This window comes from Clostridium sp. DFI.1.208, from assembly GCF_024463855.1.
Taxonomy (GTDB): domain Bacteria; phylum Bacillota_I; class Bacilli_A; order Erysipelotrichales; family Erysipelotrichaceae; genus Clostridium_AQ.
On record NZ_JANGCA010000253.1, the window covers coordinates 1 to 304 of the forward strand.

The 304-nt window shown below is 36.2% G+C and carries 1 protein-coding gene; it reads left to right on the forward strand.

All coding sequences use genetic code 11. The features are described from left to right. Window positions 1-304, forward strand: a 304-nt coding sequence (locus tag NE665_RS24270) for a hypothetical protein (protein ID WP_256302755.1), incomplete at both ends; no start/stop codon positions are given.

Sequence of the window (304 nt, forward strand, 5' to 3'; positions counted from 1 at the left end):
GAAAAGATGTCACAATAAATTTGCACATGAACGGCTATACCTGGTCTATCAATGGAAAGGATATCGTTGCCGATAATCTGAAGGATATCAATCTGGAAGTCACGTTTGATTCTAATGCAGTGCCAAGTAAAACAGCACAGGCGTTGGCTGGAAACAATCCCGTAAAACAATTATCTTTAACGCATAATGGAGATTTTGGTTTTAAAGCTGATTTGTCATTCAACATAGGCTCTGAATACAAAGGAAAATATGGAAATCTTTATTATTATGATAGTGATGGAAAACTCGTTTTTCAGAATGCAGG